Origin of the sequence: Melioribacter sp. (assembly GCF_049325435.1) — a bacterium.
Lineage (GTDB): Bacteria > Bacteroidota > Ignavibacteria > Ignavibacteriales > Melioribacteraceae > Melioribacter > Melioribacter roseus.
Genome location: NZ_JBMOLD010000002.1, coordinates 116,469 through 138,719, shown reverse-complemented (window position 1 = coordinate 138,719; position 22,251 = coordinate 116,469). Strand labels below are relative to the sequence as shown.

Below are 22,251 nucleotides of genomic sequence, written 5' to 3'. Positions count from 1 at the left end.
GGATTAACCGACATTGAGGAGCCTGGGTTGAGAGACATCGGATACAGCGTCTATTTTGAAGCGCGTTACTAACGACTGGAGATTTTCGGTAAGATACCTGAGATTTTCGCTTGCTTTGGCAATTTGTTGAATTCCCATTGCCGATTGACCGGTAACATTATTAATGAATTCGATATTCTTTCCGATTTGTTCGACTGCAGCCGATTGCTGTTGACTTGCCGCAGCGACTTGCGATGCAATGTCGACAACTTCTTCCGCGCCGGTAATAATCGCTTTGAGCGATTGACGGGCTTTATCGGCGGAAGCTTTGCCTTTTTCCACTTCCTGCGTTCCCAGATTCATCGATTCGACCGCTCCGCTCGTATCTTTCTGGATTTCCTTAATCATCGAAGCGATTTCCTTTGTGGCTTTAGTAGTTCTTTCGGCAAGTTTACGCACTTCGTCGGCAACCACGGCAAAGCCGCGTCCCTGCTCGCCGGCGCGCGCAGCCTCGATAGCGGCGTTAAGAGCCAGCAGGTTTGTCTGGTCGGCAATTTCGTCGATCACCTGGATAATTTCGCCGATCTTATCGCTGTTCAATCCGAGTTTTTGGACCGTTGCCGCGGATTTCTGAACAACTTCCGCAATACGATTAATGCCGGCGATGGTTTCTTCGACTACCACACCGCCGTTGCGTGCGGTTTCGCCCGATTCTTTAGCCGCCTTTGCCGCAAAATCGGCATTCTTAGTCGTCTCAAGTATCGTTTGGGTTATTTCGGCTACAGCTGCGGCTACTTCGGAAGACTGGGCGGATTGTTCCTGCGCGCCGGCGGCCATCTCTTCGGCGCTTGCCGATATTTGATCTGCAGCGCTTGCCGCAGCCTGTACGGATGCAACTACTTCATTGAGAATATTGTTGAAAGAATGACTCAATTGATTAATACTGTTCTTAATAATCGTAAAATCGCCTTTATAATCGCTGTTAATTCTCACCGTAAGGTCGCCCTTTGCAATTTTTTCGAGTGCGTCGGCTCCTTCCTGAATCGGCATAATGATGGCGTCGAGCGTCTTATTGAAGCCTTCGATAATTTCCTTGTATACTCCGTCGAGTCCTTGAACATTACCTCGTACGTTCAAATTTCCTTCCAGAGACGAGCTGATAAGTTTAACGGTTTCTTCTCTGAGGCGCCTTAAAGTCGTAACAATTTTATTTAAGCCCGGAGTAAGTTCGTCTTTGGCATCGAGAATTTGAGCTTCTTCGCTCAGGTCGCCTCGAGAAACTTTATCCATTATTCTGTTGAAATTCTTCAACGATTCCGCGAAATCGTTTATAGCCGCCGAGAGTATACCGACTTCATCTTTCGATTTGACGTCGAGACGAACATTTAGATGGCCTTTTTTAAGTTCGGTCATCAGGTTGGTTGCCTCTTCGACCGGTTTGCCGATTGAACCGAAGAGCAAATATCCTCCTATAAATGCTATTAATCCGGAGAGCAGCAAACCGATTACAGTTACTGTAGTGGCGGTATTATAAGATGATACAGCGTCTGCGCTTTCCATCGAAGCCACGCTTTCAATTTGTTCGGTGAGTTTGTCGATGATATCCCTGGCTTCTTCGAAAGATTGATTCCCTTCCCTGAACGACAGTTCGATTGCTTCGAGTCTGCCTTCGGGCGTATCGCTTTCCCGCGCGGCGACAATTCTGTTGGAATAATCGATCCATTTTTCTTTTGCGGCTTCGTACTTTTCGTACAATGATTTGTCGATTCCGTCGACGTCGATTTTCTTAAATTGCTCCCATCGATCGGCAGCCTGTTGAATGTTTTCCTGATTATCCTTTTTAAGATTTTCGAATTGCTGACTTCCCACAGCCGAAAATATTATCGTCCTCTGAGCTACCAGCGCCTGCTGCATGTCCCTGTCAATTTGAATCAACAAGTCGGTACCTTTCAGCAATTCTTCTGCAAATAAATTCACGTGTGAATTAATTGTTTTCATATTGAGTAAAGCGATTCCGTTCACCAGCAGGAAAAGGATGATTATTGACGAAAAAGTTACTGTCAGTTTTTTCTTTATGGCAAGATTTAAGAACCAGTTTTTCATAATAAACCTCCGTTAATTCAATTTACCGGTATCCACTCCGAATGTTACCGTACCGATTGCAGTCCCGCCTTTAACCACCGGAACCGATACCTGAATTACATAAGTCTGAACGCTTTCGTCGAATGAAAGTTTTCCGTAGTGAATTTTACCGCGCCCGTCATTAAAGCACTTTGTGAATTTATCTTCGTCGCCCTGCCAATAATCGCTTGTTTTATTGCTCATAGCAACGTTAGCGCCTTTGTTGTCTGTTACGAATATTTCCACCAGATACGGATGCTTTTTAACCAGGTCTTTCAGATATGCGGAACATTCGTTATTGAGTATCGACTTCATAATATCATTGAGTCCCGAAGTATTCTGCCATTCATCGTCTATCTGTTTTATTTTGGCAAGGGACAGATTCTTATTATTCTGCGCTTCGACGGTGGAAACGACAACGGACGAATTGGCGTATTTCGTGAGTTCCCTTTCGGCAAGCGTTTTCACGCCGTCGGGAACATTCTGCGCCCTGATAACGGTCAGAGCAAAGCCTAACAGAAAAGCTGTTATTAAATTTATTTTATTCATAATCTCCTCCTCTTAAAATCTTGTTTGTAATTCAATGAATAATTTATTCGAATTATCTTTGCCGTCTTTGTAATTATATAGTTCGTAATTAATTCTAAGCTGGGCAAAATTAATTTTGGCAAACTGGAACGATACGCCTCCGGTAATTCTTTCGATTTCATTTCCGGATACCGAATTATTGGGTTCATAATACTCGTAACGGACGGCGGGCATCATGTACGAAATCGCCGAGTTATCGATCTTAATCGAATATACTCCGTAGACAAAGAAGGCGTTGGATGTCGTTGTCGAGGAGTTCAAATCGGTATTGCGTTGTCCGAATTCTCCGTTGAGCGTAAAGTTCTTATATTCCACGCCTGCGCCGAGGTCGAATATGTTTACTTCGGCGTCGTTCAATCTGCCTCCGTAATAATTTGCAGACAGCTCGATTCCCTCAAGCACTTCGGCAACAGCCCTTACCGAGTAATTAACCGTCTTATCGTCTTCGCTTTTATTTTGTCCGGCTCCGTTAAAAACTCCGGCGCTGAGTTTCAGAGGAATCGTTGCGTCGAATTTATACTCGCCCATAACGCCCACGTCTCTCAAGCCGGGAGCAACGCTCGTCAACATCGGTCTGTTTACAAATTCGATTTCGGCTCCGCTTTTCAGGTTATCGGTGCCGAAAGGCACTTTGTACTGTCCGAGTGAGAGCGTGAAGTTCTTTGCGGGTTTAAGAATAGCCTGAGCGTCGAGCAGCACGTCGGAAAACGAGGCGCTCGCCGAAGAAAGAACCCGCTGCCCGTTTATGTCCGTATATGATGTTTTCAGTTTTCCGAGTCTTGCAAAGTCTACAAAGACCCGGTAGCCGGCATATTCATTTACGTCGCCTTTGACGCCGAAACGCGCCATTTTAACTTTGAAGCCGCCCTGATTCTCGGTAAGATCCGCTTCGTACCAGCTTCTTACATAACCGAAGAATTTCATGGAGCTTGCCGATTTATCCTGTGCCGCAACCGAAGCGGCGATTAACAAGAAAAGTATTATTTTATTTTTCATAGCCTTCTTCCTTAGTTTGTTAATGAGGTTAAGTAATTACTTTCTTCGGCCGATAAAACTTTTTCAAGGTCGAGCAATATCAGAAGGCGATCTTCCAATTTTCCGATAGCCCGGATAAACGAAGAATCGACTCCCGCTACCATAGCCGGCGGTTGCTCGGTAATGCTCTCGGGAATGCGGAGGACTTCGCTTACTTCGTCGACGAGAAATCCGATTGTCTTACCGCTCAGTTCCACCACTACGATTCTCGAATTTCTGTCGGCTTCCTTGCGTTCCATACCGAGTTTGGCGCGAAGATTTACGATAGGAATAATTCTCCCTCTCAGATTTACAACCCCGTCGATATAAAACGGAGCGTTCGGCACCTTGGTCAAATTGAGCATTCTGTTGATTTCCTGCACTTTGAGGATATCGATGCCGAATTCTTCTTTCCCTATCTTAAAGCTTACGAGTTGAAGTATATCGTTAGAGGTTTGCGTTTCCGCAGCCATAATTTCTCCTTTTTTTCTAAGTTCATGAGAAATTATCGCCGGGTTTAATCCATTTTTGAACGATTTTCTACTAGCGATAAGTTAAACTAAAAAGCGGGTTTTTAAGTAAATAAGCGAGTTAATGTCTTGTTTAATTAGCTGGATTTAAATTATATACCGATTTTATCTTTTATTTTTGCAATGAACCGCTGGCTGATTTCGATTTTTTTGTTCAATTCCTTCAAAAGAACAAAATATTTACGGTAATTTATTTTTTCTACCTGGTCGATAAAATTCGTATTGATAATAATCGATTTTCTTATGCGAAGGAAATGCGACGCGGGCAGGAATCCTTCCCATGCCTTAACAAGTTTATTCGTATAATATTTTCTTCCCCCGGTCAGGAATAAATTCGTGCCGCTGTTTTCGGATTCGATTAGCGCAATTTCTTTTATTTTTATCAAAACCGGAGTGTTTCCCGATTCGATAAAAAGAGAATCCTCGTACGAAAATTTATTGCCGTTTTTGCCTCCGCCATTGAATTTTTTCAGCGTTTCGTATTTGGCCAGTCTCAATTCGATTGTACTAAGTAGATCCGCCGCTTTGAAAGGTTTATAGATATAATCGTCGGCGCCCAGATTCATGCCTTTCCGTAAATCTTCGTAGTCCGCTTTGGCGGTAAGGAAAATAAAAGGAATAAAAGCCGTATTCTCGTCTTCTTCCAGCCGTCTTTTAACTTCGAAACCGTCGATTCCCGGCATTAAAATATCGCATATGATCAAGTCGGGTCGGTCTTGTTTTGCAATATTTATTCCTTCCTCCCCGTTTGACGCAATCAGCAATTTGTAATTTCCTTTATTCAATAAATACTGGAGATTCGTACGAATCAAAGAGTCGTCTTCGATTATCAAGATGGTTTTCATTAGTCTCTCCTTCGTATGGGAAATGTTACGGTTACAGTCGTTCCTTTGTTCAGTTTGCTTTTAATTTCAACTTTGCCTTTCAGAGCTTCGGTCCAACGCTTAACAATCGCCAGTCCCAAGCCGGTTCCATTATAATTTACGGCATTCGACGCTCTGAAGAAAGGGTTAAAAATATCTTTGAGATCGTATTCGGGTATTCCGATGCCCTCGTCTTTTACGGTAAGAGAGAATTCGTTTTCGCGCGCGACCAAAGTTATCCACACTTTATTTACAGCCGGCGAGAATTTAACGGCGTTGCTTATAATATTGTATGCAACCTGTGAAAAGAGTTTCGGGTCGAGTTCCGCCGTAAATCTGCCGCCTTTTAAATCTACAATGACATCTTTGTTTTTAAGGAGCTTGAAATTTTCCGCCAGTTCGTAGACCTTTTCATATACGTCTATTGATTCATACTTAAGCTGTACTTCCTGCATGTCGGACTTGCTCAAAGAAGTTATGTCGTTCAGCATCGAAATCATCGAATCGATCGACTTAAAAATATTGTTAAAATGAGTTTCGGTTTCTGATTTTGTCAATTTATTTCGATAGAGTTGGAGTATTTCCGCGGAGGTTTGAATAGTCGTCAGCGGAGTTCTTATTTCGTGCGAAACCATCGAAATAAATCTCGATTTCAGTTGATTGAGTTCGATTGCTTTGTCGAGGGCCTTTTTGATTTCCTCTTCGACTTTTTTGCGTAAAGTGATATCCTGGGCTATACCGGCCACGCGGTAGCTTCCGTTAATTTTTGCAATCGGAAAAGCCTTTGCGTAAATCCACTTGATATCGCCTTTCGCATCGACAAGTCTGAATTCCTTTTGAAAGATTCCCTCTCTGTCGTAATCGTGATAAACAAACTCTTTAACCATCACACGTTTTTCGTCGGGATGAATTTTATCTATAAAGTCGTTTGCGCGCTCGTAGAGTAATTCCCTCTTCGAACCCCAGATTCTCTCGTAAGCAGGATTAATATAGAGAAATTTTCTTCCTTCCTGCAGCCAGATTACGTCTTCCAGATTTTCAGCCAGCTCTCTGAATTTTTTCTCGCTTTCATAGAGCTCCTTCGAAATATCGGTCAGTTTCTGATTCAGTTTTTTCATTTCCCTATTGCTTTGAACCAGCTCAATGCTTTTGAGAGAAAGTTCATTGTACTGCGCGGTAATTTTATCGTCGGATTTTTTTCTTTGAATGGCGTTTGATATGGCGTGCGTACTGAGCATCAGCAATTCGATATATTCTTTGTCCCAGTTTTTATTTTCGTTTTTCGAATCGTAGGCCGCAAAACCGATTAATTTTTCGTTCGACAGGAGCGGCAGGAAAATTACTTTGACGGTGTCGAAAGCGTTTTTCAACGGCGATTTCCAGAATGCCGTATTAACTTCGATATACGCGCCGTTTCTCAACGTAACGAGAATATCTTCGAATTGGCCGGTCTCAATGCGCGAGATTTTTTTACTGAGCGGGACGCAATTTGGGCATGCGTATTCGTTTATCAATTCGAGCGATTTATTATCCGATTCCGTAAAAATATATCCTCTCTCGGCGCCTATCAAAGTTGCAATCATTTCGAGCGTGCTTTTTATACGCAATTCAATCTGGAGCGGATGAATATTGATGAAATCGGAAGAAATTTTAGTAATAATACGTATGTGCTCGAGCTTTTCGACGAGACGGTTTTCCGCCTGGTTTTTGATGTTTATTGCGCTGCTCAAATATTCGTTTTTTTCTTGTAATTCACGGTTGACCTTTAAGAATTTTCTCTGAAACGTACCTGCCAAACCGACCACTACGGCAATAACCAACTGCAAAAAGCCGGCAAACACATCGGGCGTCTGAACTTGACTAACATTGATCAGAACAAAGAAGTTGATATAATTCAGGAGAAAAAAGAAAACGGAGACAATAACAGAGGGGAGAACTCCATAGTACCAGGAAATTGTCAAGATTGGCAGCAGCGAAAAAAGACCCGCGGAGGTTTTGATTTTATATGCAAAAAGCACAACCAACAACTCGTATAGAAGCAACGAGAGTATAATTAACCGATTCTTATTCTTTTCCAACATATCCTGAGTTTTTGATTAACGAATATATCAATGATTCGGGAAAATCGACACTTTACGGTAATATTAAATAATTACAGATTGATAAAAAAAATGCCGATAATCCTACTCTTATAATCGGATTTTGCAGTAAAGTATTTAAAAAATACACGAAATTCTAATCCTCCGGATTTTCTGTTAAGCTATGATTTATACTATAGGTAACGAAATGAGAAATATATTTTCGAGCAACCGAATTTTATCAACCAACAACCCGAAGGGTTAAATTATTGCAAAACGCCGTAGGCGTGAGATAATTGTAACAACCGCGAGCCACGTGCGCCCGAACCCCGAAGGGGTGATATTATTGTAATACGTCAAATCCAGACAAAAATTAAGAACCCCCGAAGGGGTGACAAGCAATAACCGCAAAACATTATGTCACCCGTGCCGGGTTCTGTCTATGATTGATAAATCTGTGTCTATAGTAATGTCAACCCTCCGGGTTTTAAGTTACGCCCTGCGCAACTACCGGAGGATAATGAAATAAAAAAATTTTTATTGGCAACGAAAATTTATGATCCACCAACCCCGAAGGGGTGACATTATTACAATGACACCGGACGCCATACATCGGGAGCGAGGCGCTGGGGTTATTTACTCTTAAGTTCAAAAAGCCTATTTTTAATTGAGCAAACGACGGATTAAATGAAACAAAAGAACAGATATCTTACAACGTTTTATTTCTCAATTACGGCAATCACTTTTTTCGCCGTGTCGGTTTTTATTTTCACAACGCTGTTCGGAGATTTGCTCGTAACCGACAACAAAGAACCGGTAAAGATTTATTTTGCCGACAATATATCTCCGAGTCATAAATCCGCCATAGAAAAATTCAACAGGCTTTACAAAGGCGAAATCGAAGTCGTCCCCGTTGACCTTCCGTTCGAAAAATTTACGACTAACGAAAGGAAAGAATTACTCATTCGTTATTTGCGCGGGAAAAGCGAACGACTCGATATTTTTTCGGTCGATCAAATCTGGGTGCCGCGATTCGCTAAGTTTGCGACGCCTCTCGGAGAATATTTTACTTCGATCGAACGTGAAGAGATAGTGCCCGAAGCGCTGCAATCGTGTTATTACAACGGACAGTTCATTTCCGTGCCTCTCTTTTTTGATATCGGCGTGATGTACTATCGAAAAGACAAATTGAAAAAACTTCCCGATTATCCGGAAATAAAAAAAAAGCTCGACAGTTCCATTACCTGGAACGATTTCATCGCGCTCGGGGAAAAGATCTCCCAAAACGGAGCGCCCTATTATCTCTTTGCCGGCGACGCATACGAAGGGCTTATGTGCAGTTTTATGGAATTGATTGCGTCCCAAAACGGATCGCTGTTGGAAAACGGCAGAATAAAAATCAACACAATCGAGAGCCGAAGAGCGCTTACATTACTAAGAGATCTTATCTACAAATACAAACTTACTCCTCCCGAAGTAGCTAACTTTACCGAGAACGAATCATACGCATATTACGTGCGAAACGACGGCTTTTTCCTGAGAAGCTGGCCCGGATTCGTTACCTGGTACAGGAATAATATCGACACGGCTAAAGACACTCTCCTCTTCGGAAGAGCGCCCATTCCGAGATTCAACGGCGGTAAATCGAGAAGCACAATCGGCGGCTGGTACCTGATGCTTTCCATATATTCGGAAAAGAAAAAGGAAGCGGCTAAGTTTATTAAATTTCTTTTGAACAACGACGTTCAAAAAGAGTTTTATTATTCCGGTTATCTGCCCGTTACCGAATCGGTCTATTCGGATTCGTCGTTCGTCAAAAAGAATCCCGACGTAAGATTTTATTATTCTCTGCTCAAAAATGCGGTGCGCCGACCGTTCGTCGAAAAATACACCCGTTATTCGGACGTGATTTCGTATCATATAAACAGAGCCCTCAAAAACAAAATTAGCGTTGACGAGGCGCTCGACGAAATCGATAAAATAATCAACTCGGAAATCGAGACCGGATTTTAAATGGAAAAAAATATCCTTTTCGATAGAATTAAAAAATATCACTTCGAGTTCAAACATCTCACAGTTCTGTTCGTAGGACTGATACTATTCCAATTCATCCTTTCGTTTATACACAAAGCTTCGATGCACAACTTCTTCGACAACACACAGGAATGGTATCAACGCAATTCCGCCGAACGACTCGCAAACATGAACACGACAACTATCGAGCTGCTTTATGAAATCGTAAAACTGCGGGAAGATATGGGAGCCGAAGAAAGGAGGCATATCATACAGTTCTTCGATATGATTCTTAATCAGCAGATACTCCATCAGAACATCGAGGAAATTTGTCTTCTGGTCAACAGGGGCGGCGACATCGTTGCAATCGACAACGGCAACGCCCTCTTTGCCAATCTTATCGACAATAGTAATTCCGCTTATAATTCGGCTTCGCACAAAAACGCCATCGAACTATACAGACAAATCTACGACACTATTTCCGGCAGCGAACAAATCATAAACCTGACGACAAACAACAAGACGTATCATATCTTTGTGCCTTTTGTGCCGAACGGCGAATTTGCCGGCGCCCTCTACATCAAAAACACTCCCGACTTCACATTCGTGCAGCGCGAAATGATTACAAGTTACGAAGAGACTTCCCTCATCTATTCGGCATTGTTTCTTCTCGGACTTCTGGCGATGTATTATATTTCCACCTACACGGTTAAAGAGCGCGACGAAGCTCAAAAACTGTTGCTGGAAGAACACGAACAAAATATCAAACATCAAATAGAACATCAGAAAGAATCGATGTTCACAAAACGAATTTATCACACTCACCACAAAGCCGAAAAAATAATGGGCTTTATAAAAGAGGATTTGCGGAATCTCTCCATTGAAAATATTGACGACATCAAAAACCGCGTGTTAAAATATTCGAATTTCATTTCGCGTGTCATTTACGACATGAAGTGGTACGAGCCGCCCCTTCAGACCGTACGCAATCCCACGTTCAGAACAAATATTAACGAAGTAATCCGTTTTATAGTGGAAAATATTTTCAATCGTACGGCACGAAAAACCGGCTCTTTCAAAATCGAACTCGATTTGGACGAAAACATGCCGCCCGTGCATGTCAACGAATTTGTCGTTTGGGAAATTATAGAGCCGCTGATCCAGAACAGCGTCGACCACGGCGGCGACGATTTCTTGAATATTAAAGTAAGAACTAAATTCGACAGGATGACAAACTCCACATCGATAACCATCGAAGACGACGGAACGGGGATTAAGCCCGAATTGCTCGAAACCGACGAGAACGGTGTCAAAAAACTTTTCCTCGAAAAAGTAAGCACAAAAAAAATATCGCACACAAATTCCGGCTACGGCTGTTATATTGCTTACGAGCTATCCGTTCAGCGCTGCGGCTGGAAAATCGACGCCGAAAATTTACCCTCAAAAGGATGCAAATTTACTATATTAGTTCCTCATTAATTTTTTTGATATGGATAAGAATCGTACAATCAAAATATTACTCATCGAAGACGAGGAATTCGACGTACGCCGCGTCGAAAATACGATCGCGCCGTTCAGTCAGAGAATCATTATATCCGAAGTAGTGTCGGACGGGAAATCGGCGATCGAACTTCTCGAGAAAAAAAAGAACGAGTTCGACATTGTAATTATGGATTATCAGATTGCCGGCGGCATTCGCGGCGAGTATCTGATAAAAAAAATCAAGGACACCGACCCCTCGATTCAGATAATCGTCATCACAAAAATGACGATTAATCTGACCGATTACGAATTCGCTCAAAGTTTGATTACAGCCGGAGCTTTCTGGTATTGCACAAAATATCCCGTCGACATCGAGGAATATATTTATCAACCGACCGATTTTGTGCTTTCGATTTTCAACGCCTACGAGAAGAAAGAACTGCTGAGAGAGCGAATCAATTCAAAAGCAAAGATTAAAAGAAACGTCGAAGGAATTCTTACCAGCAAACAAATCATCGGCGTTTCAGACCAGATTGTAAAACTGAGGGAACAAATTAAAAAAATTGCGGACAGCAACGCTCCGGTTCTCATAACCGGCGAATCAGGAACCGGCAAAGAACTCGTTGCATATAACATACACTACAACAGCGTCCGGAAATATGAAAATTTCGTACCGATCAATTGCGGCGGAATTCCGGAACAGTTAATTGAGAGCGAACTGTTCGGATACGAAAAAGGCGCTTTTACGGGAGCCGACAAAGCAAAACCGGGATTGTTCGAAGTCGGCGACAAGGGCACGATTTTCCTGGACGAGATTCCCGAGCTGCCCCTTACTTCGCAGGTTAAACTGTTGCGAGTTTTACAGGACGGCGAAGTCGAAAAACTCGGCAGACTCGACAAAATAAAAGTGGACGTAAGAATTCTTTCCGCCACGAATAAGAATCTCGACGAAGAAGTTAAAGCCGGTCGATTTCGGGAAGATTTATTTTATCGTTTGAACGTTCTCCCGATATATATTCCCCCTCTTCGCGAGCGCAAGGAAGACATAATTTATTTGACCGATTACTTCCTGAACCATTACGCCCTGGATATCGGCAAACCGATGCCCGCTTTAACCGAAGAAGCAATGTCGATGCTGGTAGAATACGATTGGCCCGGCAACGTAAGAGAATTGAAGAATCTCGTTCAACGCCTTTTGTTTTACGGCGAGAACATAATTACGCCCGAACAGATTGCAAACGCAATCGGTAAATCGACATCTTCATCCGGCGGCTTTTCCCGAGACGACGGCATCTCCTTCAAATCCGGAAACGGATATCCTACGCTCAAAGAGATGGAAAAACAACTGAGACTAAAATACTTCCAATACATAAGGAGCAAAACCAATTCGGACGCCGAAGCCGCAAAAATTCTCGGACTGGCTCCCCCTAATTACTACAGAATGTGCAAAGAACTCGGACTCAAATAAAAAGAGCAAAAATGAACGCAATAGAAATAATCAAAAAAAAGAGAGACGGCGGCAAATTAACGAGCCGGGAAATAGAATTTATGATTTCGAACTTTACCGCCGGTATAATTCCCGATTATCAATTCTCCGCTTTTTTAATGGCGGCTTTTATACGCGGACTCGATAAATCCGAGACTTCGTATCTGACCGAATCGATGCTCAACAGCGGCAAAATAATCGACCTCTCGGCAATCGAAGGCTCAAAGATAGATAAACATTCGACGGGCGGCGTAGGAGACAAAACTTCGTTGATACTTACTCCTGTCGTAGCGGCAGCAGGCGTAAAAGTTCCGATGATAAGCGGCAGGGGGCTCGGACATACCGGCGGCACTCTCGACAAGCTCGAATCGATACCGGGATTCCGCACCGACTTGAATTTATCGAAATACAAATCCGTTTTGAAAAAATGCGGCGCGGTTATGATCGGCCAGACAAAAGATATCGCTCCGGCGGACAAACTCATCTACGCCCTGCGAGACGTAACCGCCACGGTCGAATCGATTCCTTTTATAACCGCCAGCATAATGAGCAAAAAACTTGCCGAGGGCATCGAAGGACTCGTGCTCGACGTTAAAACCGGAAGCGGCGCATTTATGAAAAAACAATCCGACGCCCTTGAACTTGCCGCTTCTCTCGGAAATACGGCAAAAGCATTCGATAAAAAGGTAATTGCATTCATAACAGATATGAATCAACCGCTTGGGAATTACATTGGCAACTGGCTCGAAGTTTACGAATCGATACTTGTTCTCAAAAACGAAATAAAAAACGATTTGTACGAACTGAGCGTTACATTGGCGGGCGCGATGATTTATTTGGGCGGCAAATCGAAAAATATTGTTGAAGGGAAAAAAATCGCCGCAGAATTGATTTCGAACGGGAAAGCTTTTGAAAAATTCACGGAGATAACGGAACTGCAGGGCGGCGACGTTTCGTTCCTTTTAAAACCCGAAAAATATCCCGCGTCGAAATACAGAAAAGAAATACTCTCCGATAAAACCGGATTCATAAAAACAATCGACGCTTACAGAATCGGAATGACGTCAGTTATGCTGGGCGCCGGCAGGTTGAAAAAAGAAGACAAAATCGATCCGAAAGCCGGAATAATTTTTTATCCCAAAATAGGGATGAAAATTAAAAAGGGAGATCTGATTGCCGAAATCTTTACGGACAACAAAGACGTTCTCGACGCAGCCTCCGATTCGATTAAAAACTCTGTTGAAATCAGCCGCGAAAAAACTCCGCCTCCGAAACTTGTAAAAAAGAAAATCGAGTTTTAATTTTTTCTAAAATTGGAAATAAATAAACGGCTGAATATCGGCTGATTTAAATTGAGCCGCCAGCCATATAGCGGCGGTCAACAGTAATATTTTTCCTGCCAAAGGAAGCCTCGATACAAGAGTTACGCTGTAATCATACAGTTTCGACGGCAGAAAGTGAAATAAAAATCCCAACGCCATCAATCCTGTAATCAAAGGCATCTTTTCTATAAATTGAACGAAAACTTCCGCGTGGAAAAATTCGGTTATCTGCGAAAGCATGTCGAACACCGTCTGCAGGTCGTAACTTCTGAACACGGCAAAAGTCAATGCAATAAGGTGAAATGTGATTAACGTCTGGAAGAATCGTAAAAACTTTGTATTTTCGATGCGCAGCATTTTATATAAGCCGGCTCTCGGTTTTTGAATTAAAAGCGAGAACGACATCATAAAACCGTGAAGCGCGCCCCATAAAATAAAATTCCAACCGGCGCCGTGCCACAGCCCGCAGAGTAAAAAAGTAACGAAGATTCCGATCATATTGCCGAAAACTCTGAGATTGCGGTATTTCATCTGCAGCGGACGGAAAAGATAATCGAGCAGCCAGCGCGATAATGAAATATGCCAGCGGCGCCAGAAATCCGCAATGCTGGTAGCTTTGAAAGGATAATTGAAATTCTCCATCAAACGGAATCCCATCAACAACGCCACGCCGATTGCCATATCCGAGTAGCCCGAAAAATCGCAGTATATCTGCAGCGTGTAACCGTAGATTGCAAGTAAATTTTCGACGCCTGTATAACGGAGCGGAAAGTCGAATATGCGGTCTACGAAATTCAAACTGATGTAGTCTGCGATTACCACTTTTTTAATTAGACCCGTCGATATCAGAAGAACGGCCAGTCCGAGTTCCTTCTTTGTAATAAACGGTTCTTTATTAATCTGAGGCAGAAAATCCGCCGCCCTGTCGATGGGACCTGCAAGTAAATTCGGAAAGAAGAAAAGGTAGAGGGCGAAGTCCCTGAAACTATCAGTCGGTTTCAATGTGTCGTAATAAATATCGAACACATAAGTAAGGGCTTTGAACGTGTAAAACGAGATGCCGATCGGCAGGAAAATGTCGAGCGGTTCGATATTTCCGTCGCCGATTCCGTTAATAATCTCTATAACGAAATTCGTGTACTTGAAGTAACTCAGAAGTCCCAGATTGACAATCAAAGAAACAATAAGAATCAATCTCTTATAAGAAAAATTTTCCGTAGCCGAAATCCATTTGCCGAAGTAAAAATTAATCGCCGCCGAAACAATTAATATCGACGCATAATATCCGGCGGACTTATAATAAAAATAAATCGAAAAGAAGATTATCAGCCCGATTCTGAACGCATTGTTTTTAACAAACGCGGTATACAAAATCATGAAGAAGGTAAAGAGCGCCAGAAAGAGCGCCGTACTGAATACGAGCGGATCTCCGGGCTGATATCTAAGCAGTTCAATAAGTTTATTGAAATCGATAATCGACGTCATAACGATTATTTGTTTAATTTGGAATCGAGAAGTTTTTGCAGATCGCCCACGCATTTGAGGCGCAGCAATTCATAGCTTTTGAATTTCACTTTGAAATGCTCTTCAATAGCAAGTATTATATTAATATGGTTAAGCGAATCCCACCCGGGAACTTCAGGCGCCGTCGTTTCGTCCTTAATGTCGAAGTAGTCCAGATTGAGCTGTTTCAATATAACCTGTTTTAATTCCGGTGAAATCATTTTATCTGCTCCATACTTGTGGGTCTTTATTGCCTATTAATCTTTCTTTGTTTGTTCTACGGCTCGGCTTGCCCGAAGAACTTTTTATGAGCCACCTCGGCGGAACCAAATAGACTTTATGAATTCCTACGTCGATACTCATTCCCGCTTTTAATATTGCCAGACGGAGATTGTTTTTCTCTTCTTCCGTCCCGGCTTTTGTTTCGGCAACGACGCTAATAAATTCCGTACCCAATTGCGGGTCTTCTTCGCCGAATGCAATCACTCTGCCGGGGATAACTCCTTCCACCTGATTGACCGCGTCTTCGATATCTTCCGGATAAATGTTTTTTCCGGCGACGATAATAATATCTTTTTTTCTGCCGATTATAAAAAACTCGTCTTCGTATTTGAAACCGTAATCTCCGGTGAAATACCATCCGTTTTCAACGACCTCGGCGGTTTTTTCGGGATAATTGCGGTAACCGTCGAACATCGATATGGATTTAACCGCTACTTCACCGACTATGCCGTCGGGAACGTCCCGCCGGTTGTCGTCGACGATTCGCGCGTCGCAGCCTTCAATCAATCTTCCGGACGAAACGCAAATTCTGACGGAAGCGTTTTCGTCCGCTAGTTTAACCTTTCCCTTCGCAAGTTCGTCCCGATCGGCTTTTACTTCTTTAATCGGTTTTCCCAAGTCGGTTACGGTCACTGCAAGAGTGGTTTCCGCCATGGCATACATTCCCGCCAATGCAAGCGGGTCGAGGTTGTATTTTTTGTATCTCTCTATAAATTTAACGTGACTTTCGTGGCGTATCGGTTCGGCGCAGTTCACAACGGCTCGCAAGCTCGACAAATCTATTCCCTCCAGCTCTTCCTCGTCGATTTTTTCCGCGAGAACGTTGTAAGCGAAGTTCGGCATATACGTCATTGTGGCTTTTTCTTTGGCGGCCGCTTCGAGCTGCAATATCGGCGCCAGGACCCATTCGAACGGATCGATTTGTATAGTCGTAATGCCGTATGCCAGCGGAATATGAAACGCGGCGATAAGACCGAGATCGTGATAGAGTGGCAGCCAGCTTACGACTTTGTCATTCCGGTTCATCCCGAGCCGTTCGCCGAGATATTTAACATGATAAAGAAGCGCCTTGTGCGAAAGCACAACGGGTTTTTGCAATCCGGTTGTGCCGGACGAATGCTGCAAAAACGCTTCTTCTTCGAATTTGATTTCGGACGAGGCTTTTTCGATTTCCCCGTTCAAAACCGGATCGAAATCTTCTTCCGGATTCCAGTCGAGCGGGAAGAAGATATTTTTTATTGTGCTTCCCTCTTTGTCTATCAAAGGTCTGATTAACGGATCGAGTTCCTTTTCCGTCAATACATAATCGAGTCCCGATCGCTGGGACATTCCCTCCAATCCCTGGCGAAATTTGTCCGGATGCAGCCTCGGGTTAGGATAAGCAAGAATTGCCGGCAATGCGCCCAATCGTACGACTGCAAAATAGAGAGGATAGAGAAATTTATTATGCCTGATAATGATTGCGCAAACTTCGCCTTTTTTGATTCCCTGCTTTTTCAAAGCCACGGAAAATTTTTCAGCCGCTTCGATTAAATTTTTGTATGTCCATCTGAAAGGTTCTTCTCCGGCAATCCAATGAACCACAGCTTCTTTATCCGGATATCTTTCCGAATTAAGCTTCCACCTTTTCCAGAGAGTGTCGGCTTCCTCGATATTGAATTTTTCCATTGTTATTTCCTCTTGTTGTATTCGTCGAGCAACGATTCGACAAAGAGTTCGGCTATTCTTTCCGCTCCTTGATTATTGAAGTGGATATAATCGCGCGAAGCCAGAGGCGGGTTTGCAGTTACCCAGCTGTGCATCGAATTTTCGCCGCCCATTGCGTCGAACAAACTCCACAATGCCACGCCGTTGTTTTGCGCTATCTTTTTCTGAGCGTCGAGCAATTTGAATACCGCAGGATCCGTTTCGAATTTCGAGCCGCTTTTGCGCGCTTTGTCGTGCACGCTTATCATTACAATACTTGTTCCCGGAAAAGCTTCTTTCAGATTTTTTATTACTTTTCCCATTTCTCTTTCGTACCAACTGTAATCGGTCATTCGCGAGCCCAAAATATTCAATCCGAACTCGAGAATAATGAGTTTATAATTAAGATACTTCGAAAATTCTTTGAGAGTCGCAGGGTCGATCTGCGCGATATCGACGCCGGAATTGCCCCGGAGCGGAAAATTATCTACGTATATACCGGGCGCGCCTTCCAGACTGACGCCGTAAAAATGAGCCTGCTCTTTTTGAGGGAATTCAATTCGCGCCGACTTGACGGTTTTCCCTGCATCGAGAACCAATTCCTGAATTCCGATTCCGGGATTAAGACGCGCTGACTTTTTTGAAGAATTGTCGAACGAGTAATAGATATCGGAACTTTTAGCGTCCGAATAAAAAATTCTTACTTTCGAAAACCCTTTGAGCGATCTTCTCAATCGGCTTACTTCGTACTCAACCCAGGCGTTTCCCTGAGGGATAAAAACTTCGCCGCTGATTCCGAGCTTTAATGATTTAGGATTGCTCGTATAGACCGACGCAGTTTCCCAATTGTCGGAGAACGTATGTTTCGTAGTGGTGCGGAAAGCGACATCCTGGGAAACTATACCGAGCCATCCGACAGCGTCGCCGCCGAATTTCTTTTGAAGCAGTTCTCGTATATCGGCGGTTATCAGGTCGCCTTCTATAACCGAGTCGCCGTAGTGGGCAATCCTAAACGGTTTCGTTTTTGCATTCGAAAGAGCGTCAAAAAAATATTTAAGCTGTTCAGTATTTCCATAAAAGCCGGTTTTTTGCCCCTGATAAGCATAATTTGCGTTGTCTTTTTCGGCGGTAAAAAATTCGAGAGGCTTTAAAAAATCGAATCCCGCAAATAACGCTTGCGGCTCGATTGCTACGCGGCTATTGTTCGAGAATTCTTCTTCCGCCGGGTCGGATTTAACGTCCATAAAAAAATCGATATTACGAAACGTAAAGCCCGCGATAGTATATTCATAATTTACAAACGAAAGCAGATATAAAATCAACAGAGCGCCGGCAAGTATAACGGCCGGCTGTCTTATATAATTTTTTTCCATATTGCACCCTTCATAATTTATATTTTGATAAAATTTTTTCAATTTCCGCAGCCCAGATTTTATATCCTTCGGCGTTATAATGCAATCCGTCCCACGTATATTTTTCATTGATGAAACCGTCGGCCTTTGCCATAAGTTCATTCAAATCGATATAGTCGATTTTATTTCGGAGCGCGTAGTTCTTCAGCATTTTATTGAGCTTGTCAATTTCGCGATTTCTGCCCGCATTTACTTCCGGCGTGCCGCCCCAGTCTTTGGCGTAATTTTTTGCGGCATAAGTTACCGACGTAATAACGGGGATGATATTTTTGGATTGGAGTCTGGAAATTATTTTAAGATAATTAAAATAGATTTCGTCGACGGGAGTCCAATTATAAATATCGTTAACGCCGCCCATGATAAATACAATTTTAGGTTTTAGACGAATAATGTCGTCGAGCCTTTCCAGAAAGCCGGGAATAATGTCCGAGGGTATGCCTCTTCCGACTGCGTTGCATCTGCCGACAAGCTCGCTCCAATCCACTCCCGCGGTAAGAGAATTTCCCAGGAATACGATGTCCGCCTGCTTTGTTTTATAAATATCGAAGAGGGCGTTCATTCTGTCGTAATTGGGATTTTTCTTGAATCGAGGCAACGAATCCGATTGCCCGTAAACGAGAGCCGTCGTAGAGAGCGCAAGCATTAATATAGCGGGAAAGAATATTTTTCTCAAATTCACCCTTTAATCCGAAGTGTTGTCTAATTGTTTTTCGAATTCGGAAATTCTGGTTTTTAAACTTTTTTCCAGAGCAATTAATTCCGAAATTCTCGCTGTGTATTCCTCCTTTTTCAATTCTATATCCGAAGCTTCCTGCTTCAGTTTTTTGTAATCATTCTTCAATTGTTCGTATCTGTTCTCGAGTTCGATTAGTTTTGTCCTGGCTTCGTTTAAATCCTGCGACAATCGGTATTTTGTTTCGTCGAGGGAAGAATACTCCTGACTCGACTGTTTGAGCAAATTCTTTATCTCTTTTTCAACCGATTTTTTTTGTTCTTCCAGAACCAGAGTTTCCGATTTGAGCGATTCGATTCTGTTTTTGATTTCGGAATATTCAGACTTAATTGCATTGAGTTTGTCATTCAATTCGTATTCTTCGTTCCGCAAGGCGCGATTCGACTCTTCGAGAATTTGTTTTTCTTTTTCGAGCACTTTAACGGCGCCGTCGAATTCGGCAATAGTCGATTTTTTTTCGAGCAGCAATTTTTCCTTTGCCGAAATTTCCTTTTCTTTGTCCAGTATTTCCTGTTTCAATGAATTTAGCTCTTCGTTGAACCTTGACAGCGTTTGGCTAACTTTATTTTCCACGTTGAGAGCGTGTTCCTCGAGCTCGAATTTTTTCTTTTCGTACTCTTCCAGCGATTTCTTTTGCTTGCCAATTACTTCGAAAAGAGCCTCGTTTTCCTTTTTGAGTTGAAGGATTCCCTCCTGCAGCTGTCTTTTTACATTCTCGAGCTTATTTATTTCGTTAATAAGATTTTGCCTGTCGTTTTCACGCGCAGATATTTCCTCTTTGATTTCATTGAGTTTCTTATTTTCCGATTCGATGCTCAAATTCAATTCGTCGAGAAGGTTTTTGTTCTTTCTTATTTCCTCTAATATTTCGTCCCTGTTGAATAAGAATTCCGAATAAACCTGTTCTTTTTCATGTAGTTGATTTAGAATTACACTCAACGATTTTTCGAGGTTTGTTTTAATTTCTTCGCTCAAAGAAATTTGTTCTTCAAGTCTGGCAAGTTGTTTTTTCTTTCGGGTTTCTTCTTCTTTCAGTTCTTCTATTCTTTTTTCTATGGCCGAATAAGACTCTTTGAGTTCCGCGGGAACGTCTTCGCCGTTCATACTATCCGACGCTCTGTTTTGAAGTTCCACGAACTCCGATTCGAGTTTTAAATACGCCTCGTTCAATTCTTCGTATTTTCTGTTTAGCTCTTCGAGCTCTTCTTCTTTTTTCTTCAGGAGCTCTTCGGATTCAGCCGGATATTGCGGAACCGTTTCGGAAGTTTCCTGCTCGTAGACGATTCTTTTTTCTTCGAGCTCGGTAAGTTCGGCTTTCAAATTTTCGAGGGATTTATTCTTCGATTCGAGTTCGTTATTCAGGGCTTCAACCAGGGACGAGAGTTCTTCGTTTCGCTTGGTAAGTTCTTCAAACTCTTTTTCGGCTTCGGCAATTTTTCTTTCGATGTCGTTCAGGCTGGAATGTCTTTGAACAAATGCATGAAGCGTATTTTTCAGTTCGTCGTTTTCCTCGCGCAGTCGGTGCAGTTCATCCTTTATCCCCCGGGAAAATAGCCCCATAGGATTTTCTCCTTGATTGGTATGATGTATAAATCTTGCGATAAAAATAATAAACTTTGAGAAAATTTACCTTATTTAAATGACGTAAGGCTCAAAATTAATCGCTTTCGGCAACGTCGACGGTCTTTAACGAAAGCAGATATGCAATTACTCCGAAAGCAATAATTGCAAGTATAATTCTCAACGTTAAGCTGGAGGTAAAAAAGACAGCCGAACTTCCGATAGTCAGTATAACCATTGTAATTGCAATAATTTTCGATTTGCGGGGAATGCCTCTCTGCTCCATATAGCTCTTTACGATCTTTCCGAACCTCGGGTGATTGATCAGCCAATTATAAAATTTTTCCGAACTGCGCGCAAAAGACGCCGCCGCAAGTATAAAGAATACCGTTGTCGGCATCAACGGCAAAAAAATCCCGATTATTCCGAGTCCTACAAATATCCATCCGAAGACTATCAAAATTCTTCTGTAAAGGCTTTTCATGTTAGTGTATGTTGAATATGAATAAAATTTATTGGGTAAATATAATAAAATAGGGGTTAGGGGTTAGGGGTTGGGGTGTTTGGGGGTTCTTGTTTTTGGGGTTCGTGGTTCTTGGTTTTGGGGTTCGTGGTTCTTGGTTTGGAGGTTTTGAGGTTAATAATTTTATCGCCGGCAGTCTGCGCGGTATTCTGAAAAGCATTTTAAATCTTTTTTAAATACGACATGATGCTTAATTTATTCTTCCAGAACGCGCTCCAAATAGTCGCGGTACAAACATTTCGGAATGCTTTCGATTAATTTTTGAAATTGATTTTTGTCGATAAAATTTTTCTGGTATGCAATTTCTTCGATGCACGCTACTTTTAATCCCTGTCTGTCTTCAATCACGCCGAAGAATTGAGAAGCTTTTAGCAGAGCCTCAGGAGTGCCGGTATCGAGCCATGCGACGCCTCTTCCGATTCTTTCGACTCGCAATTCGCCCCGCTCCAAATATGCTTTGTTCACATCCGTAATTTCGAGTTCGCCTCGCGCCGAGGGCTTAAGATTCCTGGATATCTCGATTACTTTATTATCATAAACATATAATCCCGGCACTGCAAAATCGGATTTCGGTTGTTTCGGTTTTTCTTCGATGCTAATCGCCTTCCCGTTTTCATCGAATTCCACGATGCCGTAACGTTGGGGGTCTTTAACCTGATAGGCAAAGATTGTGGCTCCGCCGTTGTTTTCTTTAACGGCTTTATAAAAGAAGTCGAGCTTGCCGTAAAAGATATTGTCGCCGAGTATAAGGGATACCGAATCTTCGCCGATAAATTTTTCTCCGATAATAAAAGCTTCGGCAATTCCGTTTGGCGCCTCCTGCACCGCGTATTGAATCGACAAACCCAGATGAGAACCGTCTTCGAAAAGTTTTTGATAGAGCGGGATTGTTTCGTTGTTGGAGATAATCAAAATTTCTCTTATCCCGCCAAGCATTAGTACGGACAAAGGATAATAAATAAGCGGTTTATCGTAGATAAGCGTCAATTGTTTGCTGTAGACTCTCGAGACGGGATACATCCTGGATCCGGAACCTCCCGCTAATATTATTCCTTTCAAATCCGCTCCTCTTTTTA

General features: G+C 42.6%; 18 protein-coding genes. 4 read left to right on the top strand and 14 right to left on the bottom strand.

Annotated features, from left to right (window positions below):
- Positions 1-3 precede the first annotated feature (3 nt).
- From ACOYVE_RS02205 to ACOYVE_RS02180, 6 genes are all read right to left on the bottom strand, one after another.
- Entirely contained in the window at positions 4-2,082 is a 2,079-nt protein-coding gene (locus ACOYVE_RS02205) for a HAMP domain-containing methyl-accepting chemotaxis protein (RefSeq protein ID WP_422880651.1), read from the bottom strand.
- A gap of 12 nt (positions 2,083-2,094) precedes the next feature.
- Positions 2,095-2,649 carry a PDC sensor domain-containing protein gene (locus tag ACOYVE_RS02200; RefSeq protein ID WP_422880650.1) on the bottom strand — a complete coding sequence of 185 codons (555 nt, stop codon included), beginning with the start codon at positions 2,647-2,649 and terminating at the stop codon, positions 2,095-2,097.
- Between the two features lie 12 nt (positions 2,650-2,661).
- Entirely contained in the window at positions 2,662-3,684 is a 1,023-nt protein-coding gene (locus ACOYVE_RS02195; RefSeq protein WP_422880649.1) for a porin, read from the bottom strand.
- 11 nt (positions 3,685-3,695) lie between these two features.
- Positions 3,696-4,175 (bottom strand): chemotaxis protein CheW, encoded by a 480-nt coding sequence (locus ACOYVE_RS02190; RefSeq protein ID WP_014855502.1) that lies wholly within the window; start codon positions 4,173-4,175, stop codon positions 3,696-3,698.
- Positions 4,176-4,324: 149 nt separating this feature from the next.
- Positions 4,325-5,077, bottom strand: coding sequence for a LytR/AlgR family response regulator transcription factor (locus tag ACOYVE_RS02185; RefSeq protein WP_422880648.1), 753 nt, complete (start codon positions 5,075-5,077; stop codon positions 4,325-4,327).
- Complete coding sequence (locus tag ACOYVE_RS02180; RefSeq protein ID WP_422880647.1) at positions 5,077-7,176, bottom strand: ATP-binding protein; 2,100 nt, start codon at positions 7,174-7,176, stop codon at positions 5,077-5,079. Before ACOYVE_RS02180 ends, ACOYVE_RS02185 begins: the two co-directional genes overlap by 1 nt.
- 684 nt (positions 7,177-7,860) lie before the next feature.
- Between ACOYVE_RS02180 and ACOYVE_RS02175 the strand changes: the two genes are divergently transcribed.
- From ACOYVE_RS02175 to ACOYVE_RS02160, 4 genes are read left to right on the top strand one after another with little or no spacing between them, the layout of a single operon-like run.
- Positions 7,861-9,186: an extracellular solute-binding protein gene (locus ACOYVE_RS02175; protein ID WP_422880646.1), complete on the top strand. Its 1,326-nt coding sequence runs from the start codon at positions 7,861-7,863 to the stop codon at positions 9,184-9,186.
- Positions 9,187-10,665: a sensor histidine kinase gene (locus ACOYVE_RS02170; RefSeq protein ID WP_422880645.1), complete on the top strand. Its 1,479-nt coding sequence runs from the start codon at positions 9,187-9,189 to the stop codon at positions 10,663-10,665.
- A 10-nt stretch (positions 10,666-10,675) separates the two neighbouring features.
- Positions 10,676-12,136 carry a sigma-54-dependent transcriptional regulator gene (locus tag ACOYVE_RS02165; protein WP_422880644.1) on the top strand — a complete coding sequence of 487 codons (1,461 nt, stop codon included), beginning with the start codon at positions 10,676-10,678 and terminating at the stop codon, positions 12,134-12,136.
- Positions 12,137-12,147: 11 nt separating this feature from the next.
- Positions 12,148-13,455 carry a thymidine phosphorylase gene (locus ACOYVE_RS02160; RefSeq protein WP_014855510.1) on the top strand — a complete coding sequence of 436 codons (1,308 nt, stop codon included), beginning with the start codon at positions 12,148-12,150 and terminating at the stop codon, positions 13,453-13,455.
- A gap of 6 nt (positions 13,456-13,461) precedes the next feature.
- Here ACOYVE_RS02160 and ACOYVE_RS02155 read toward each other — a convergent pair whose 3' ends face one another.
- The 8 genes from ACOYVE_RS02155 to rfbA all read right to left on the bottom strand — a co-directional run bounded on the left by ACOYVE_RS02155 (position 13,462) and on the right by rfbA (position 22,234).
- The gene (locus ACOYVE_RS02155; protein ID WP_422880643.1) at positions 13,462-14,961 is read right to left on the bottom strand and encodes an MBOAT family O-acyltransferase; all 1,500 of its coding nucleotides are present in this window, start codon (positions 14,959-14,961) and stop codon (positions 13,462-13,464) included.
- A gap of 5 nt (positions 14,962-14,966) precedes the next feature.
- On the bottom strand, positions 14,967-15,200 hold the full coding sequence (locus ACOYVE_RS02150; RefSeq protein WP_422880642.1) for an acyl carrier protein: 234 nt from the start codon (positions 15,198-15,200) through the stop codon (positions 14,967-14,969).
- A 1-nt stretch (position 15,201) separates the two neighbouring features.
- Positions 15,202-16,929: an AMP-binding protein gene (locus ACOYVE_RS02145; protein ID WP_422880641.1), complete on the bottom strand. Its 1,728-nt coding sequence runs from the start codon at positions 16,927-16,929 to the stop codon at positions 15,202-15,204.
- Between the two features lie 2 nt (positions 16,930-16,931).
- Positions 16,932-18,320: a GDSL-type esterase/lipase family protein gene (locus tag ACOYVE_RS02140; RefSeq protein ID WP_422880640.1), complete on the bottom strand. Its 1,389-nt coding sequence runs from the start codon at positions 18,318-18,320 to the stop codon at positions 16,932-16,934.
- Between the two features lie 10 nt (positions 18,321-18,330).
- Entirely contained in the window at positions 18,331-19,038 is a 708-nt protein-coding gene (locus tag ACOYVE_RS02135) for a GDSL-type esterase/lipase family protein (protein ID WP_014855515.1), read from the bottom strand.
- A 3-nt stretch (positions 19,039-19,041) separates the two neighbouring features.
- Positions 19,042-20,652 carry a hypothetical protein gene (locus ACOYVE_RS02130; RefSeq protein ID WP_014855516.1) on the bottom strand — a complete coding sequence of 537 codons (1,611 nt, stop codon included), beginning with the start codon at positions 20,650-20,652 and terminating at the stop codon, positions 19,042-19,044.
- A 97-nt stretch (positions 20,653-20,749) separates the two neighbouring features.
- Positions 20,750-21,136: a YbaN family protein gene (locus tag ACOYVE_RS02125; RefSeq protein ID WP_014855517.1), complete on the bottom strand. Its 387-nt coding sequence runs from the start codon at positions 21,134-21,136 to the stop codon at positions 20,750-20,752.
- 234 nt (positions 21,137-21,370) lie between these two features.
- Complete coding sequence (gene rfbA / locus ACOYVE_RS02120; protein ID WP_014855518.1) at positions 21,371-22,234, bottom strand: glucose-1-phosphate thymidylyltransferase RfbA; 864 nt, start codon at positions 22,232-22,234, stop codon at positions 21,371-21,373.
- Positions 22,235-22,251 lie beyond the last annotated feature (17 nt).

Bases quoted from the DNA above. Each gene is read 5' to 3' on its own strand.
- ACOYVE_RS02205 (WP_422880651.1), bottom strand. From the start codon at position 2,082: ATGAAAAACTGGTTCTTAAATCTTGCCATAAAGAAAAAACTGACAGTA.
- ACOYVE_RS02200 (WP_422880650.1), bottom strand. From the start codon at position 2,649: ATGAATAAAATAAATTTAATAACAGCTTTTCTGTTAGGCTTTGCTCTG.
- ACOYVE_RS02195 (WP_422880649.1), bottom strand. From the start codon at position 3,684: ATGAAAAATAAAATAATACTTTTCTTGTTAATCGCCGCTTCGGTTGCG.
- ACOYVE_RS02190 (WP_014855502.1), bottom strand. From the start codon at position 4,175: ATGGCTGCGGAAACGCAAACCTCTAACGATATACTTCAACTCGTAAGC.
- ACOYVE_RS02185 (WP_422880648.1), bottom strand. From the start codon at position 5,077: ATGAAAACCATCTTGATAATCGAAGACGACTCTTTGATTCGTACGAAT.
- ACOYVE_RS02180 (WP_422880647.1), bottom strand. From the start codon at position 7,176: ATGTTGGAAAAGAATAAGAATCGGTTAATTATACTCTCGTTGCTTCTA.
- ACOYVE_RS02175 (WP_422880646.1), top strand. From the start codon at position 7,861: ATGAAACAAAAGAACAGATATCTTACAACGTTTTATTTCTCAATTACG.
- ACOYVE_RS02170 (WP_422880645.1), top strand. From the start codon at position 9,187: ATGGAAAAAAATATCCTTTTCGATAGAATTAAAAAATATCACTTCGAG.
- ACOYVE_RS02165 (WP_422880644.1), top strand. From the start codon at position 10,676: ATGGATAAGAATCGTACAATCAAAATATTACTCATCGAAGACGAGGAA.
- ACOYVE_RS02160 (WP_014855510.1), top strand. From the start codon at position 12,148: ATGAACGCAATAGAAATAATCAAAAAAAAGAGAGACGGCGGCAAATTA.
- ACOYVE_RS02155 (WP_422880643.1), bottom strand. From the start codon at position 14,961: ATGACGTCGATTATCGATTTCAATAAACTTATTGAACTGCTTAGATAT.
- ACOYVE_RS02150 (WP_422880642.1), bottom strand. From the start codon at position 15,200: ATGATTTCACCGGAATTAAAACAGGTTATATTGAAACAGCTCAATCTG.
- ACOYVE_RS02145 (WP_422880641.1), bottom strand. From the start codon at position 16,929: ATGGAAAAATTCAATATCGAGGAAGCCGACACTCTCTGGAAAAGGTGG.
- ACOYVE_RS02140 (WP_422880640.1), bottom strand. From the start codon at position 18,320: ATGGAAAAAAATTATATAAGACAGCCGGCCGTTATACTTGCCGGCGCT.
- ACOYVE_RS02130 (WP_014855516.1), bottom strand. From the start codon at position 20,652: ATGGGGCTATTTTCCCGGGGGATAAAGGATGAACTGCACCGACTGCGC.
- ACOYVE_RS02125 (WP_014855517.1), bottom strand. From the start codon at position 21,136: ATGAAAAGCCTTTACAGAAGAATTTTGATAGTCTTCGGATGGATATTT.